This window comes from Kitasatospora sp. NBC_01266, from assembly GCF_036242395.1.
In the GTDB taxonomy this organism is placed as follows: Bacteria; Actinomycetota; Actinomycetes; order Streptomycetales; family Streptomycetaceae; genus Kitasatospora.
The window spans coordinates 980,748-995,295 of the sequence record NZ_CP108458.1 but is presented as its reverse complement, the minus strand read 5'-3'; the positions used below and the strand labels follow the sequence as shown (position 1 = coordinate 995,295).

General features: G+C 73.1%; 15 protein-coding genes. 7 read left to right on the top strand and 8 right to left on the bottom strand.

The genetic code is table 11. The features are described from left to right. Positions 1-2: 2 nt before the first annotated feature. The 3 genes from OG403_RS04430 to OG403_RS04420 form a co-directional block, all read right to left on the bottom strand. The gene (locus OG403_RS04430; protein WP_329561575.1) at positions 3-560 is read right to left on the bottom strand and encodes a DUF3515 domain-containing protein; all 558 of its coding nucleotides are present in this window, start codon (positions 558-560) and stop codon (positions 3-5) included. A 104-nt stretch (positions 561-664) separates the two neighbouring features. Continuing rightward, positions 665-1,219 (bottom strand): YceI family protein, encoded by a 555-nt coding sequence (locus tag OG403_RS04425; protein WP_329561573.1) that lies wholly within the window; start codon positions 1,217-1,219, stop codon positions 665-667. A gap of 129 nt (positions 1,220-1,348) precedes the next feature. Beyond that, on the bottom strand, positions 1,349-1,534 hold the full coding sequence (locus tag OG403_RS04420) for a hypothetical protein (RefSeq protein ID WP_329561571.1): 186 nt from the start codon (positions 1,532-1,534) through the stop codon (positions 1,349-1,351). Positions 1,535-1,653: 119 nt separating this feature from the next. On the opposite strand from OG403_RS04420, the gene OG403_RS04415 reads away from it, so the two are divergent. The 5 genes from OG403_RS04415 (at position 1,654) to OG403_RS04395 (ending at position 6,390) form a co-directional block, all read left to right on the top strand. Then, on the top strand, positions 1,654-2,220 hold the full coding sequence (locus OG403_RS04415) for a GNAT family N-acetyltransferase (RefSeq protein WP_329561570.1): 567 nt from the start codon (positions 1,654-1,656) through the stop codon (positions 2,218-2,220). A 55-nt stretch (positions 2,221-2,275) separates the two neighbouring features. Then, positions 2,276-2,953, top strand: a complete 678-nt coding sequence (locus tag OG403_RS04410; RefSeq protein WP_329561569.1) for a transglycosylase SLT domain-containing protein — start codon at positions 2,276-2,278, stop codon at positions 2,951-2,953. A gap of 183 nt (positions 2,954-3,136) precedes the next feature. Beyond that, positions 3,137-4,237, top strand: coding sequence for a sugar ABC transporter substrate-binding protein (locus OG403_RS04405; protein ID WP_329561568.1), 1,101 nt, complete (start codon positions 3,137-3,139; stop codon positions 4,235-4,237). A 51-nt stretch (positions 4,238-4,288) separates the two neighbouring features. Then, positions 4,289-5,068 carry an ATP-binding cassette domain-containing protein gene (locus tag OG403_RS04400; RefSeq protein ID WP_329561567.1) on the top strand — a complete coding sequence of 260 codons (780 nt, stop codon included), beginning with the start codon at positions 4,289-4,291 and terminating at the stop codon, positions 5,066-5,068. Positions 5,069-5,121: 53 nt separating this feature from the next. Further along, positions 5,122-6,390: a sugar ABC transporter permease gene (locus OG403_RS04395; RefSeq protein ID WP_329572090.1), complete on the top strand. Its 1,269-nt coding sequence runs from the start codon at positions 5,122-5,124 to the stop codon at positions 6,388-6,390. A gap of 6 nt (positions 6,391-6,396) precedes the next feature. Here the strand turns inward: OG403_RS04395 and OG403_RS04390 are convergent, their stop codons facing one another. Continuing rightward, positions 6,397-7,830, bottom strand: a complete 1,434-nt coding sequence (locus tag OG403_RS04390; RefSeq protein ID WP_329561565.1) for an MFS transporter — start codon at positions 7,828-7,830, stop codon at positions 6,397-6,399. 143 nt (positions 7,831-7,973) lie between these two features. Between OG403_RS04390 and OG403_RS04385 the strand changes: the two genes are divergently transcribed. Next, the gene (locus OG403_RS04385; protein WP_329561563.1) at positions 7,974-8,375 is read left to right on the top strand and encodes a VOC family protein; all 402 of its coding nucleotides are present in this window, start codon (positions 7,974-7,976) and stop codon (positions 8,373-8,375) included. 22 nt (positions 8,376-8,397) lie between these two features. On the opposite strand, the gene OG403_RS04380 is transcribed toward OG403_RS04385, so the two are convergent. Next, on the bottom strand, positions 8,398-10,743 hold the full coding sequence (locus tag OG403_RS04380; protein ID WP_329561562.1) for a Dyp-type peroxidase: 2,346 nt from the start codon (positions 10,741-10,743) through the stop codon (positions 8,398-8,400). A gap of 96 nt (positions 10,744-10,839) precedes the next feature. Beyond that, entirely contained in the window at positions 10,840-11,226 is a 387-nt protein-coding gene (locus OG403_RS04375) for a nuclear transport factor 2 family protein (RefSeq protein WP_329561560.1), read from the bottom strand. A 125-nt stretch (positions 11,227-11,351) separates the two neighbouring features. On the opposite strand from OG403_RS04375, the gene OG403_RS04370 reads away from it, so the two are divergent. After that, the gene (locus OG403_RS04370; protein WP_329561559.1) at positions 11,352-12,260 is read left to right on the top strand and encodes a LysR family transcriptional regulator; all 909 of its coding nucleotides are present in this window, start codon (positions 11,352-11,354) and stop codon (positions 12,258-12,260) included. Here the strand turns inward: OG403_RS04370 and OG403_RS04365 are convergent. Together OG403_RS04365 and OG403_RS04360 are read right to left on the bottom strand one after the other, a co-directional pair. Continuing rightward, entirely contained in the window at positions 12,238-13,623 is a 1,386-nt protein-coding gene (locus tag OG403_RS04365) for a vWA domain-containing protein (RefSeq protein ID WP_329561558.1), read from the bottom strand. The genes OG403_RS04370 and OG403_RS04365 overlap by 23 nt on opposite strands. After that, entirely contained in the window at positions 13,620-14,495 is an 876-nt protein-coding gene (locus OG403_RS04360; protein ID WP_329561556.1) for an AAA family ATPase, read from the bottom strand. The genes OG403_RS04365 and OG403_RS04360 overlap by 4 nt, the downstream gene beginning before the upstream one ends. Positions 14,496-14,548 lie beyond the last annotated feature (53 nt).

Sequence of the window (14,548 nt, the reverse complement as noted above, 5' to 3'; positions counted from 1 at the left end):
CGCTACTGCTCGGTGTCCTGGTCCGGGACGAACTGCCCGCTCAGGTCGGGAACCTTGGCCAGCACGGTCGGCGAGACCACGGCGAGCGCGTCGGTCGCGTTGACGGTGGCCCCGGCCGGCGCCGCCACCTCGACGTAGGCGGCGCGCAGCGTGGTGGTGAAGCGGTAGCCGCCGTGGCCGTCCTTCTCCAGGTACCACTGGAGGTTGTCGACGTTCGGCCCGATCGACATCTGGTTCGCCAGACTGTCCAGCGACTTGGGCCGGGCCACCCCGCACCGCAGTACGGTGCGGGGTGAGCTCCGCCAGACGGCGACGTACGGGGAGTTCGCCGGGTCCGCCCGCGGGTGGCCCAGCATGGTCGACGGCAGTGCCTTGATCAGCGCGGCGCAGAAGCCGGCGACCTGCGCGGGGGGCTCGGGCGCCGTGACCGGCGGCTGGTAGCTGCCGTCGGTCATCAGGACCGCGCCCGTGCAGGCGAGCAGCACCAGCGGTGCCGCGAGCCAGCGGACCGGCGCCGGCAGGGCCTGCAGGGCGCGCCGGGCGCGCTGGGTACGGGACACCGGGAGATGGTAACCGGCGCTTGTCCCCCGACGGCGGTCCGGGGTGCGGCGCCCGGTCCCTGCGCCCCGGCGGACCGGTCCCTCAGCCCTGGCGGATCGGTCCCTCAGTCCTGCCGGATCGCCGAGACGTCGAACTCCAGCGTCACCCGGTCGCCGACCAGCACGCCGCCGCCTTCCAGCGGGGCGTTCCAGGTGATGCCGTAATCCTTGCGGCTGATCGCGGTGGAGCCCTCGAAGCCCACCCGCAGGTTGCCGTACGGGTCCCGGGCGCTGCCGTCGAACTCGACGTCCAGGCTGACCGGCCGGGACACCTCCTTGATCCGGAGGTCGCCGCTGAGCCGGTAGCGGTCGCCGCCCAGTGCCTCGATGCCGGTCGAGGCGAAGACGATCTCGGGGAAGGCCGGCGCGTCCAGGAAGTCGTTGGTGCGCAGGTGGCCGTCGCGCTGCTCGTTGCCGGTGTCGATGCTGGCGGTCTTGATGGTGAGGGTCACGGTGGACTTGGCCGGGTCGGAGCCGTCGAGGTGCGCGCGGCCCTCGAACTCCTTGAAGTGGCCGCGAACCTTGGTCACCATCGCGTGCCGGGCCATGAAGCCGATCCTGGTGTGGGCCGGGTCCAGCACGTACTCGCCGGTCAGCTCGGTGAGGGGGGTGTTGCTCATGGGTTCTCCAGATCAGTCCGAAGATCAGTCCGAGTCACGGAGGGGCGCCCGGAGCAGCGGCCCCGGCGTCCACCGTAGGCGCGCCAGCCGTCCCCGGGCGGCCGCGGCGCGCGGGACCGCCGGTCGCGGTCAGTTGCGCAGGGTCGGTTCCGCCGGTTCGTCCGGCTCGGGCTCGCCCGGTTGCGGACCCGTGGGGTCGGGGCCCGGCACCGGGGGCCGGGGCGCCGGCGGCCCGGGCACGGGCGGCAGCGGGTCCGGCGGGATCGGCGAGTGCGGGGGCGCGGCGTCCGGATCGGCCGGGAAGGGGATGCTCATGATCGTCACCTCGTCAGTCCGCCTACCCGGCCCCCGGCCGCTCAATCGCGCCCGGCCCCCGCGCGGGCCGGGCGGAAACCCGCTGGCGCTGCCCCCGGGCCGGGCCCGATGATCCGGGGATGCGCCATCTGATCGACGTTCCGAGCCCCGAGGACGCCGCCGCCATCGGGCGGATGCAGCTCGCCGCCTGGCTGGAGACCTACCCCCACCCGGCCACCGGCATCGACGAGTCCTGGATCCGCACCCAGCGCGGTGACCTGGTCAGCCCCGAGGGCGTGGCCCGCTGGCGGGAGTTCCTCGTGCTGGCGGCCGCCGAGCCGCAGCGCGCCCACTGCCGGGTGGTGCGGCAGGCGTCGGGCGGGGCGATCGTCGGTGTGCTGTGCGGCCTGCGCGAGCGACCCGGGTCCGCGTCCGACCAGCAGACCGCCGCTGACCAGCGGGTCACGCTCGGTCCGATGTACCTCCGTACGGCGGCCCAGGGCCTCGGTCTCGGACGGCAGTTGATGACCGGGTTCCTCGCCTGGGCGCAGCCCGAGCCGATCCAGCTCTGGGTCGCCGGCTACAACGAGCAGGCGATCCGCTTCTACCGGCGCCACGGCTTCCGGCTCACCGGCGAGCGGGAGCTGTGGCGGGAGCGGATGCCCAACCTGCGGATGCGGCGGGCACCCGGGGCGCTCCAGGACTGAGGCCGATCAGGCAGGATGGCGGTGGCAGATCGAGACGGAAGGCCGGGTGGGGGCGTTGCGCAGGTACGGACGGGCGGTGGCCGGGATGGTCGCGGTGCTGGCCTTCGGGATCGTGGTGCACGGCTGCCACGGCAGTGGCCCCGGGAGCGCCGGGGCGGCCCGTCCGGGCGCCGCCACGGCGTCACCCGGCGCGGCGAGCCCCGGCGCGCCCGGGTCCGCGAGCCCGTCCGCGGCGCCGTCCGCGAACGCCTACGACCCGGCCAACTTCGCCGCCCAGGTCCGCACCCGGGCCGGCCAGGCCGGGATCGACCCCCAGCTGCTGATGGCGATCCTCTACAACGAGTCCTACAAGCCGCACGACCCGGCCTTCGAGCGGGCCTGGCAGAAGATGAAGCCGGACGCCGCCTTCGGCATCGCCAACATGCACCAGGCGGCCTTCGACGACACCAAGGTCGGCCGCGACTTCGCCAACCGCAGCTGGCAGGAGCTGCCCGACGACCCGGACCTCGCGATCGAGGCCGCCGCCTGGTTCCTGCACGACCTGGCCGCCCAGCTGCCCGCGCACCCGACCGCCGCCCTCACCAAGGACGAGCTGCTGGCGCTGGGCTACAACGCCGGCGCGGGCAACATGCTCGCCTTCGCCCACGGCACCGCACCCGGCTCGGCGGCCCGCTCCTACCTGGACCAGCTGCACGCCAACTGGGCCAAGGCGGCCACCGCGCTCGCCCAGTAGACCGGCAGCCCTGCCCCTGCCCCTGCCCCTGCCCCTGCCCGTGCCCGTGCCCGTGCCCCTGCCCGCGACCCGCCATCAAGAGGGTGACGCCGCCTCCCGTACGGCGCAGTCCGGCTGGTGAGGGCCGTCCCCGGCTTCGCAGACTCGAGAGTCGGGGGTGACCGGTCCACGGGAGGCAGCCTTATGAAGATCGCTCCGCGTCGAGCGGCCGTCGTCGCCGCCGTCCTGTGCCTGGCCGCCGGTGCGAGCGCCTGCGGCATCGCCAAGAGCGCCGGCAGCCGCGCGGTCGCCACCGGCTCGACGGCCGCGATCAAGATCGGTCTGCTGCTGCCGGAGACCAAGACGACCCGGTACGAGCAGTTCGACAAGCCGCTGATCGAGGCGCGGATCAAGGCGCTGGACCCGAACGCGGCGATCGACTACTACAACGCCGACCAGGACGCCACCACCCAGCAGACCCAGGTGGACACCGCCCTCACCAAGGGCGACCAGGTGCTGATCCTGGACGCGGTGGACGCCAAGGCGATCCAGTCCTCGGTCCAGAAGGCGCACCAGGCGGGCGTCGAGGTGGTCGCCTACGACCGGCTGGCCCAGGGGCCGGTGGACGCCTACGTCTCCTTCGACAACACCGAGGTCGGCCGGCTCCAGGGCCAGGCCCTGGTGGCGGCGGTGGGCGGCAGGGCGGGCGGCGGCGAGATCATCATGGTCGACGGCTCGCCCACCGACCCGAACGCCGGCCAGTTCAAGGCCGGTGCGCACAGCGCGATCGACGGCAGGCTGAAGGTCGCCAAGGAGTACGACACGCCGAACTGGGATCCGAACAACGCCAACCAGGAGGCCGCCGCCGCGATCACCGCGGTGGGCGCGCAGAACGTGCTCGGCGTCTACTCGGCCAATGACGGGATGGCCGCCGGTATCGCCACGGCGCTGCAGGCCGCCGGCCTGGCCGTGCCGCTGACCGGCCAGGACGCCCAACTGGACGCCGTGCAGCGGATCCTGGCCGGCACCCAGACGATGTCGATCTACAAGCCCTACAAGCCGGAGGCGGACACCGCCGGCACCATGGCGGTCGACCTCGCCGAGGGCCGCGCGCCGGGGAGTTCGGTGGCCCCGACCACCGCGACCAGCGGCAGCGGTACCACCGTGAAGGCCCAGTTGATCACCCCGACCGTGCTGACCAAGGAGAACATCAGGTCCACCGTGGTCGTCGACGGCCTCTACACCGTGGCGCAGATCTGCGATGCCGCCCACGCCGCCGACTGCAGGGCGGCCGGACTCCAGTAACCACCCACTCAGCAGGGAACTCTGACGGAGCTTCAGGAGGGAGCGGACGAGATGGCCGGTCAACCGGTGCTGGCCCTGCGCGGGGTCTCCAAGCGGTTCGGGGCCGTTCAGGCCCTGACCGACATCGAGTTGGAGGTGCGGGCCGGCGAGATCCTGGCCCTGGTGGGCGACAACGGCGCGGGGAAGTCGACCCTGGTCAAGGCGATCGCCGGGGTCAACCAGCCGGACGAGGGCGTGATCGAGTGGGAGGGCCGGCCGGTGGCCGTCCACCGGCCGCAGGACGCCCAGCAGTTGGGCGTGGCCACGGTGTACCAGGACCTCGCGCTCTGCGACAACCTGGACGTGGTCGGCAACCTCTTCCTGGGCCGCGAGCTCAAGCGGTTCGGCGTGCTGGACGAGGTCGCGATGGAGCAGCGCTCGCGGGCCCTGCTGGACACCCTGTCGATCCGGATCCCCAGCGTGCGGATCCCGATCGCCTCGCTCTCCGGCGGCCAGCGCCAGGTGGTGGCGATCGCCCGCTCGCTGATCGGCTCGCCCAAGGTGGTGGTGCTGGACGAACCGACCGCCGCGCTCGGCGTCGAGCAGACCGCGCAGGTCCTCGACCTGGTCGAGCGGCTCGGCGGGCAGGGCCTCGGAGTGGTCCTGATCAGCCACAACATGGCCGATGTGATGGCCGTGGCGGACCGGATCGCGGTGCTCAGGCTCGGCCGCAACAACGGGGTCTTCGACCGGCGTTCGACCACCCAGGAAGAGATCATCTCGGCCATCACCGGCGCCACGGACAACGCCGTGACCCGCCGCCAGGCCCGTGCCACGGAGGGCAGCCAGTGATCGAGGACCCCAACCCGCCGCGCGACGAGCGGCGCCCGCTGCCCGAGGACGCCATGCCGACCGGCGGCGTCAACGCGACCGTGCCGGTGGCGGCCGAGGCCACCCCCGTGGTGGACCCGCGCCTGATCGTCCGCCGGCAGGGGGTGCAGGGCTACCTCGGCGAGTTCCGCCGCCGGCTGGGCAGCGGCGAACTCGGCTCGCTGCCGGTGGTCCTGGCGCTGATCGTGATCTGGGCCGTGTTCGGCAGCCTGAACAGCAGCTTCCTCTCCGCGCAGAACCTCTCCAACCTCTCGCAGCAGATCGTCGGCACCGGGATGATCGCGATCGGCGTGGTCTTCGTGCTGCTGCTCGGCGAGATCGACCTGTCGGTCGGCTCGGTCAGCGGGCTCTGCGCGGCGGTCTACGCGGTGCTGGAGGTCACCCACGGCGTCAACCAGTACGTCGCGTTGGCCTGCGCCCTGCTCGGTGGGGCGCTGGTCGGCCTGGTCCAGGGCTTCTTCTTCGCCCGGGTCGGGGTGCCGGCCTTCGTGGTCACGCTGGCCGGCAACCTCGGCTGGAACGGGCTGATGCTGCACATCCTGGGCTCCAACGGGACGGTGAACCTCAGCGGCAACGACATCGTCTCGCGGCTCTACAGCACCATCTACGCCCAGCAGATCGCCGCCTACGGGCTGGCGACGGCCGGGGTGGCGCTCTTCCTCGGCGCCAGTCTGCTGGACGCCCGGCGCAGACGGATGGCCGGCGTGCCGTACCGCCCGCTGGCCGACATCGTCGTGCGCACCGTGCTGCTGGCGGTGGTGGCCTTCCTCGCGGCGTACACCCTGAACCAGTACAAGGGTCTGCCGCTGGCCCTGGTGATCTTCCTGGCCTTCATCGTGGTGCTGGACTTCGTGCTGCGCCGCACCGGCTACGGGCGGCAGATCTTCGCGCTCGGCGGCAACATCGAGGGCGCCCGCCGGGCCGGTATCAGCGTGCCGCGGACCCGGATCACGGTCTTCATGATCTGCTCCACCATGGCGGCGGTCGGCGGTCTCTTCCTGGCCGCGCAGATCCAGTCCGCGAGCCAGACCTCCGGCGGCGGCAACCTGCTGATGAACGCGATCGCCGCCGCGGTGATCGGCGGCACCAGCCTGTTCGGCGGGCGCGGCAAGACCTGGTCGGCGCTGCTCGGCGCGCTGGTGATCGGCTCGATCCAGTCGGGCATGAACATCGAGGGGCTGAGCAACGCGATCCAGTTCATGATCACCGGTGCGGTGCTGCTCGCCGCCGTGGTCATCGACTCGCTGGCCCGGCGCACCCAGAAGGCGGCCGGCCGGGCCTGACCGGCGTCAGCGGGCGCGGCGGGGCAGCGTGCTGGCCAGCGCGAGGACCGCGAAGGCCAGCATGGTGAGTGCTGCCGCGCGGGCCCCGGTGTCGCCGCCGAACAGGTGCAGGGCCAGCGTGACGGCGGCGACGCCGATCGCGGTGCCCAGGCCCCGGGTCATGTTGACCATGCCGCCGCCGGTGCCCGCCGAGGTGGTCGGGATGGCCCGCATCACCAGGGTGTTGTTGGCCGGGACGAAGATCCCGAGCGCCAGGCCCAGCAGTGCCAGGGAGAGCGGCAGCAGGGTGGCGGTCGGTGGCAGCAGCACCAGCAGGGTCAGCGCCAGCACGCAGCCCGCGGCGCCCACCCGGCTGCGCAACCGGTCGCTCCAGCCGCCGGGCAGCAGGCGGTCGGCGGTGGTGGCCGCGAGCGCGAAGCCGAGCGGCAGGGCGGTGAGCACCAGGCCGGTGGCCAGCGCGCCGCTGCCGCGCCGGGCCAGTTCCACCGGGACCAGCACGAGCGGGCCGAACAGCACCAGGTAGCCGCAGAGGCCGCCGAGCAGACCTGGGCCCAGCCGGCCGGCGCGCAGCAGCGCGAGGTCGAGCAGCGGGTTGGCGATCTGGCGCTGGCGCCGCAGGAAGGCCCAGCCGGCGGCGACGGCCGCGGCGGCCAGCAGCAGCGCGGTCCAGGCCGGCGGGCCGAGCCCGGAGGCCACCGAGAGCGCGAGCAGCGCTGCCGTCGTCGAGCCGCCGAGCAGCAGCACGCCGGGCCCGTCGATCCGGGAGCCGGCGGCGGGCTGCCGGGTGCGCGGCAGCAGGTAGTGGCCCGCCACCAGGGCGATGATGCCGATCGGGACGTTGACCCCGAAGACCCAGCGCCAGCCGAGGGTGCTCACCAGCGCGCCGCCGATGGTCGGTCCGAGGGCGAGGCCGATCGCCTGCCCCGCCGCCTGGATCCCGAGCGCGGAGCGCATCTTGCCGGGCGGGGCGCTGGTGGTGACCAGGGCCACGCTGTTGGCCTGCATCATGGCCGCGCCGATCGCCTGGACCACCCGGAAGACGACCAGGGCGGCCAGCCCCGGGGCCAGCCCGCAGGCGGCGGAGGCGGCGGTGAAGACGGCGAAGCCGTACAGGTACATGAGCTTCCGGCCGCGCACGTCGGATATTCGCCCGACCGGAACCAGGAAGGCCACCAGGGTCAGCAGGTAGCTCAGTGACACCCACTCGACGCCGGCCAGCGTGCTGTGGAACTCGGTGCGCAGCGGCTGGTAGGTGAGCGTGACGATGCTGGCGTCCAGCTGCCCCATGAACGCGCCGAAGCAGACCGTGCCGACCGCCAGCCGCCATGCCCACCGGTGCTCCCGGACGGCGTCGGGGCGGGCCCGCTCGGTGGTGAGCAGCGTGCGGAGCCGGGGGCCGGGAGCCGGGTGCGGCGGGGCCGGGCGCTCGCGTACGGACATGGGTGGACCGTTCTGTCGCTGATCTGATCTGTCGCCCTCAGATTACATCGCTAGCAGACATATTCGATAGGGGAGGTGTTCGCTGGGAAGGTCCGTGCCGAAGAGGTGTTCGACCCGGGGGGTGCGTGACTATGCTCCGGCTCATGATCGATTCCACGACGCAGATCCGGGTCGCCCGCCCGTCCCGCGACCTGGCCGCCGCCGAGCGCTTCTATGTGGCGGGGCTCGGGCTGGACGTGCTCTGGCGCACCACCGAGCGGGTCTCCGGCGAGCACGACCTGCTGATGCTCGGTCCGGCCGGCGGGGCCTGGCACTTCGAGCTGACCCACGACCCCGAGCGGCCGCTGGAGCCCACGCCCACGGTGGACGACTGCTTCGTGGTCTACCTGGGTGCGCCGGTCGACCAGGCACTGGTCGACCGGCTGGTCGCGGCCGGCGGAACCCGGGTGCCGGCGCACAACCCCTACTGGGACCAGCACGGGGTGACCGTCGCCGACCCCGACGGCTACCGCCTGGTGCTCTGCGCCCGCCGCTGGGGCGGCTGAGGCCGGCTGCGACTCACCGCCGTCACCGGGTGAGCGACGCCCAGTTGGTCACCGGCCGGTCCTCGGTGACGATCCGGTCCTGGTGCTGGTCGTCGCCCGTGATGCTGATCATCCGGTACCGGTCCTGGTGGAAGACCCAGTAGCTGCTCAGCCCGGTCGGCCGCTGCTCGTCGGGCACCGGCAGCACGGTGGTGATCCGGTCGATGTTCTTGAAGGCCTCCTGCCACTGGGAGATCCGGCGGTCCTCGCGCTGCAGGACGTCGGTGTGCCGGGTGCTGTGCTCGATCGTGATGACCCGGTAGAACTGCTCGCCGTTCAGCGTGTGGAAGAGCCAGTACCAGCTGCGGCCGTCCTTGGGCTGCCGGTCCGGGAAGGGGATCACGAAGTCCAGCTTGGCCACGCCGTCCAGCGACGGCCAGCGGGTGAGCGGTCCGTCGCCGCGCTCCAGGACGTCGGCCTGGTTGCCGTCGGCGAGGGTGATCACCCGGTACTGCTGGCGGCCGTTGACCGAGTGGAAGACCCAGAACCAGCTCTTGCCGTTCTGCCGCTGCATGTCCGGGTAGGGCAGGAAGACGTCGACGTTGGCCACGCCGTCCAGCGACTTCCAGGCGGTGAGCGGCTGGTCCGGCCGCTCCAGGGTGTCGGTGTGCCTGCTGCCGTCGGCGATCGAGATGATCCGGTACCGCTGCGTGGCCCCCAGGGTGCGGAAGGCGTAGTAGAGGCTCTTGCCGTTGCGGCGCTGCAGGTCGGGGATCGGCACGAAGGTGTCGACCGGTCGGCCGATCTCCGGCTGCTCGCTGTCCGGCAGCTTGCCCTCGCCGAGCGACTTGAGGGTGGTGATCGAGGGTGCGAACGCGTAGACGGCGCCCTCGGTCTGCACGAAGCGGTGGAAGCTCAGCGGCACCGCCTGCTTGCCGTCGGCGCGTTCCCAGCTCAGCGTGCCGTCCAGCCCGACCATGCCGTCCGGTCCGGTCCGGCCGACCCCGTCCTGGTCGCCGCGGTTGGGCGGGAAGTCGGGGTCGTCGATCCAGGCCTGCTGGATGAACTCGAACTGCGAGATCAGGTCCACCTGGTAGCTGACGAAGAGCAGGCCGCGCTTCTCGTCGGCCCCGCCCGGTCCCTCCGCCGCCGGGTCGAACGGGTGGCCGTACGGGCTGCCGCGCCGGATGATCCGGCGCCGGTCCATCACCGGATCCTCGTCGAACGGCCCGGCGCCCGGACGTTCGCGCAGGCCGTCGCGCGGGTTGGTCTTGCGCAGGTGCGAGAAGAGCGGGGTCAGCGTGCCGTCGGGGTCGTCGCGGTAGCTGATCTCGTTGTCGTTGGCGGCCACCGTGTTGAACGGGCGGTCGGCCTCGGGGCACTTGGCGACCGGGGTGCCCGAGCGCCAGCGGCCGACCATCCGGGCGGCCAGCCACTCCACCGTGGTGGTGTCCGGCACCGCCTTCGCCTTCTTCAGCACCTTCAACTGGGCGCCCACCTGCGCCCACCAGCCCGGCACGTCCTGGGCGAGCCGGCGCACCACGTGGAACGAGCCGTTGGTCGCCCAGGCCGGCAGCACCACCGGGCCCGGCGGCTTCAGATCGGCGCGGGCCACCTGCTGGTCCGGGTAGCCGGCGACGAACTCGCCGTACGCGATCAGGCGGGTGCCCGGGTGGTCCTTGACCCAGCCCGCGCGCTTGGGGTCCTCCTCGTCGAAGCCCCGCACGCCCGGCTCGCTGACGCCGTCCTTGAAGCCGAAGTGCTCCTTGCCCCGGCGGCTGCCCCTGAGGGTGGCGCAGTCCTGCTGGAAGAGCACGGTGATCCGGAACTGCGAGGCGGCCTCGCGCTGTTCGGCCACCGCACTGGCGAGCTCCTCGGCGGAGTCGGAGGCGATGGTGAGCACCGCGTGGACGGCCTGCCGCTCGGTGTGGTTGCCGAAGTACCAGGTGTCGGGGCTGCTGTCGTCGACGTCGCCGAGCAACTGGCAGCGCACCGCCGGGCCCTGCTTGAAGGCGCCGAGCGTGGTGTTCGCGGGCTGGTCCGGGTAGGGGTCCTTGCCGGTCAGCGCGGCCAGCCCGAGGTAGCTGAAACTGACGTTCAGCCAGGTGGCCCGCAGGCCCCGGGGGTCACCGCCGGACTGCTTGCGGGCCTCGCTGTAGGCCTTGTTGAAGGCCGCCACCTGGCGGGTGGTGGCGATCCGCGGGGTCAGCCGGCGCAGCCAGGTGCGGGCCTGGACGCCGTCCTCGAAGCGCAGGAAGAGCAGGACCATCTGGTCCTTCTTGAAGCCGGCCAGGATGTCGCCCTGGATCTCCTCGCTGTCGCGCAGGAACAGGTCGCTGGGCTGCGGGGCGGTCAGTTGTTGCGGGGCTGGCTGGACATCGGTCGTCATGCGGTCTCCAGGTCGGGGTGGGACCTTCCGCGTGGTTGCGGAGGGTGACTGGAACGTTACGATACGCATGCGAACAGAGCCAGGGCGACAGGGGCTTCAGACGAAGAACGCGTTCATCCCCGGGACGTCCGAGAGGTAGGTCTCGATCGCCCGGATCCGCCCGCCGTCCAGGAGGCAGACGGTGGCCAGGTGCTCGTCCAGCACCCGGCCGTCCCGCTCGGCGGTGTTGTGCAGCGAGAGGGCCAGGTTGTCGCGGCTGAACAGCGTGCGCTGGAAGTCGAAGTGGACGCCGTAGCCCGCGATCAGGCGCAGCCGTTCGATCACCGCGTCGGCTCCGCGCACCTGCCCGGAGATCCGGTTGTCGCCGGGCAGGGTCCAGTGGCAGTCCTCGGTGAGCAGGGAGCGCAGCAGCGGCCAGTCGGCGCTCTGCAGGGCGGTGCGGAAGGTCTCGGCCAGAGTGGTCTTCTCGGACAGCTCGGACATGGTGCTCCTTCGGTATATGACGCTGCGTCAGTTTCGGCGCGGTGCCTGTCAGTCTCCCGGGGCCGTGCCGCGATCGGAAATACCGCCCTGACCTGCGGGTCATGCGTGGTGTGCATAATGCCGGGATGAGCATCGACGAGTTGCGCTGGTTCCTCGCGGTGGCCGAGACCGAACACGTCACCGACGCGGCGGCGCTGGTCGGCACCTCGCAGCCGACCCTCTCGCGGGCCATCGCCCGGCTGGAACGGCGGCTCGGCACCCCGCTGTTCGACCGCGACCGGCACCGGCTGCGGCTCAACGACTGCGGGCGGGTCTACCGGCGCCACGCCCGCCGGGCACTGGCCGAGCTGGACACCGCGCAGGACCGGATCGCCGCGCTGCTCGACCCCGCCGAGCAGACGCTGCGGCTGGCCTTCGCGCACTCGCTCGGCGGCTGGCTGGTGCCGGAGCTGCTCGGCGCCTACCAGCGGCAGTCGCCGGGCGCCGCCTTCAGCCTGCACCAGGAGTCGGCGGCGGGGGTGCTCGAGCTGCTCCAGGACGGGTCGGCCGAGTTGGCCGTCACCGGACCGCGCCCGGACGGTGCGGGCTGGGAGTGGCTGCCGCTGCGCGAGGAGCGGCTGGCGCTGGCCGTGCCCACCGGGCATCCGCTGGCCGAGCGGCCGGTAGTGCGGCTGGCCGAGCTGGCGGGGGAGCGGTTCATCATCATGCGCGAGGCGCCGGGGCTGCGGCAGCTCACCTGCCGGCTGTTCCACCAGGCCGGGGTGACCGCCTCGGTGGTGCTGGAAGCCGGGGAGGTCGCCACCATCCGGGGCATGGTCGGCGCGGGGCTCGGCCTGGCGGTGCTGCCGGTGGGCGACGGGTTGGTCGGCCACCTCGGCGTCCGGCTGGTCCCGCTCGCCGAGCAGGACGCCTGCCGGGGCCTGGGCCTGGCCTGGCGCGCGGACCGCCCGGCCAGCTCGGCCGCGCGACGCTTCCGGGCCTTCGCGGCCCGGTGGGCGGCCGGCCGTGGTGCTACAGCGGCAGCAGACGGGTGATCAGCTCGCCCAGCTGGCGGGCGTTGCGGCAGGGGTGCATCGGCACCACGCCCGCGTAGGCCAGGGCCGCCGAGTCGCCGGTGGACCAGTAGGAGGGCTGCTCGGGGTTGAGCCAGTGCACCCGGCGGGCCTGGCGGGCCAGTTGGCGCAGGGCCGGCAGGTTGGGGTCGCGGTTGTTGTTGCGCGCGTCGCCCAGGATCAGCACCGAGCTGCGCGGGCCCACCACGTCCCGGTAGCGCTGCTGGAACTCGCCGAGCGCCGAGCCGTAGTCGCTGTACGGGTGGTAGCCGAGCACCGTGGCCTCGGCCAGGATCCGCCGGGCCAGCGTGCCGGGATCGCCGGCCCCCGGGCCGAGCAGGTCGGTCACCTCGTCGACCCGGTTGACGAAGGCGAACACCCGCACCCGGCTGAACTCCTCGCGCAGCGCCTGGACCAGCAGCATGGTGAAGTCCGAGAACCCGGCGACCGAGCTGGACACGTCGCAGAGCAGCACCAGCTCCGGACGCTGCGGATGCCGGCGCCGGTAGGCGGGACGCAGCGGCACCCCGCCGGTGCCCAGCGAGCGCCGCACCGTGCGGCGCACGTCCAGCTGCCCGCGCGCGGCCCGGCGACGGCGGGCCGCCAACCGGGTGGCCAGCTTGCGCGAGAGCGGTCGCACAGCCCGGCGCAGCTCCGCCAGCTGCTCGCGTCCCGCGAACAGGAAGTCGATCTGGTCGACGCTGGGCGCCACCGCCCGGCGGGCGATCTCCTCGGTGCCGCGCAGCTCGGCGCTGCGCCGGCGGGCCTCGGTGGCGACCAGGGCGCGGAAGGCCTCGATCCGGCGGCGGATCTCGTCCGGCTCGATCCGTTCGGTCAGCTCGCTCGGCCTGGCCTCGCCCCGGCCCTCGCGCAGCGCGGCGAGCACCCGGGCCAGCAGGATCTGCGGGCGCAGCCGGTCCAGCGTCTGGTGCGCCGACCAGCCGCCCGCGCCGGGCGCCTGGCCGAACGCGCCGAGCGCCCCGACGGCGCCGGCGGCCAGCTGCGCCATGGCCGCGCTGTCGCCGGCCGCGAGCGCCGCGGCCAGTTGCTCGCGCAGCTCCTCGACCGTCGGATCGGCCGACTGCCGGGTGGCCTCGGGCTCGCCGACCCGGCTCGGGAAGTAGAGGTCGAAGGTCGCGTCGAAGACGGCTCGCTGCCCGTGGGCGCGCAGCAGGGCCGCGGCCAGCCCCTCGCGCAGCCGCTCCCGGTCGGCCAGGCCGAGCACGGCCAGCACCTGGGCGGCGTCCACCGTCTCGGCCGGACCCACCCGCAGCGCGTTGGCGCGCAGCGCCTGCACGAACGCGGTGAGCCGCTCGGGCAGCGCCTGCCGCTGCGCGGCGCTCACGCCAGGGTCAGCTTCTCGGCGGCCCGGCGCAGGTCCTCCTGGTGCTTGAGGATCACGCCGAGGCTGCGCCGGACCACCGCGTCGTCCAGCGTGTCGGCGCCGAGGGCGAGCAGGGTGCGGGCCCAGTCGATGGTCTCCGCCACCGACGGCGCCTTGCGCAGCTCCATCGCCCGCAGCGCGCCGACCACCTTGACCACCGACTCGGCCAGCACCTGGTCCAGGCCCGGCACCCGCGAGCGGACGATCCGCACCTCCAACTCCGGGTCGGGGAAGTCGAGGTGCAGGAAGAGGCAGCGACGGCGCAGCGCCTCGGAGAGCTCCCGGCTGGCGTTCGAGGTGAGCAGCACGAAGGGGCGGCGCTCGGCGGTGATGGTGCCCAGCTCCGGGACCGTCACCTGGAAGTCGCTGAGCACCTCCAGGAGCAGGCCCTCCACCTCGACGTCGGCCTTGTCGGTCTCGTCGATCAGCAGCACGGTCGGCTCGCTGCCGCGGATCGCGGTCAGCAGCGGGCGGGGGAGCAGGAACTCCTCGCTGAAGATGTCGGTCCTGGCCTGCTCCCAGCCCTCCTCGCGCCCGGCCGTGATCCGCAGCAACTGCTTGGCGTGGTTCCACTCGTAGAGCGCGCGGGACTCGTCCACGCCCTCGTAGCACTGCAGCCGCACCAGCCGGGCGCCGGCCACCGCGGCCACCGCCTTGGCCAGTTCGGTCTTGCCGACCCCGGCCGGGCCCTCGACCAGCAGCGGCTTGCCCAGCCGGTCGGCCAGGAAGACGGTGGTGGCCACCGCCGTGGAGGCCAGGTAGCCGACCTCGGCCAGCCGGGCCGTCACCTCCTCGACCGAGTCGAAGAAGCCCGTCTCCCGCTGCTCGTCCATGCCGTCAACTCCCGCCCCGCGCCGCTTCGTGTGCGGAAACCCTATCGGGTGGG

Bases quoted from the DNA above. Each gene is read 5' to 3' on its own strand.
- OG403_RS04400 (WP_329561567.1), top strand. From the start codon at position 4,289: ATGGCCGGTCAACCGGTGCTGGCCCTGCGCGGGGTCTCCAAGCGGTTC.
- OG403_RS04380 (WP_329561562.1), bottom strand. From the start codon at position 10,743: ATGACGACCGATGTCCAGCCAGCCCCGCAACAACTGACCGCCCCGCAG.
- OG403_RS04420 (WP_329561571.1), bottom strand. From the start codon at position 1,534: ATGAGCATCCCCTTCCCGGCCGATCCGGACGCCGCGCCCCCGCACTCG.
- OG403_RS04375 (WP_329561560.1), bottom strand. From the start codon at position 11,226: ATGTCCGAGCTGTCCGAGAAGACCACTCTGGCCGAGACCTTCCGCACC.
- OG403_RS04385 (WP_329561563.1), top strand. From the start codon at position 7,974: ATGATCGATTCCACGACGCAGATCCGGGTCGCCCGCCCGTCCCGCGAC.
- OG403_RS04395 (WP_329572090.1), top strand. From the start codon at position 5,122: ATGCCGACCGGCGGCGTCAACGCGACCGTGCCGGTGGCGGCCGAGGCC.
- OG403_RS04360 (WP_329561556.1), bottom strand. From the start codon at position 14,495: ATGGACGAGCAGCGGGAGACGGGCTTCTTCGACTCGGTCGAGGAGGTG.
- OG403_RS04390 (WP_329561565.1), bottom strand. From the start codon at position 7,830: ATGTCCGTACGCGAGCGCCCGGCCCCGCCGCACCCGGCTCCCGGCCCC.
- OG403_RS04415 (WP_329561570.1), top strand. From the start codon at position 1,654: ATGCGCCATCTGATCGACGTTCCGAGCCCCGAGGACGCCGCCGCCATC.
- OG403_RS04370 (WP_329561559.1), top strand. From the start codon at position 11,352: ATGAGCATCGACGAGTTGCGCTGGTTCCTCGCGGTGGCCGAGACCGAA.
- OG403_RS04405 (WP_329561568.1), top strand. From the start codon at position 3,137: ATGAAGATCGCTCCGCGTCGAGCGGCCGTCGTCGCCGCCGTCCTGTGC.
- OG403_RS04425 (WP_329561573.1), bottom strand. From the start codon at position 1,219: ATGAGCAACACCCCCCTCACCGAGCTGACCGGCGAGTACGTGCTGGAC.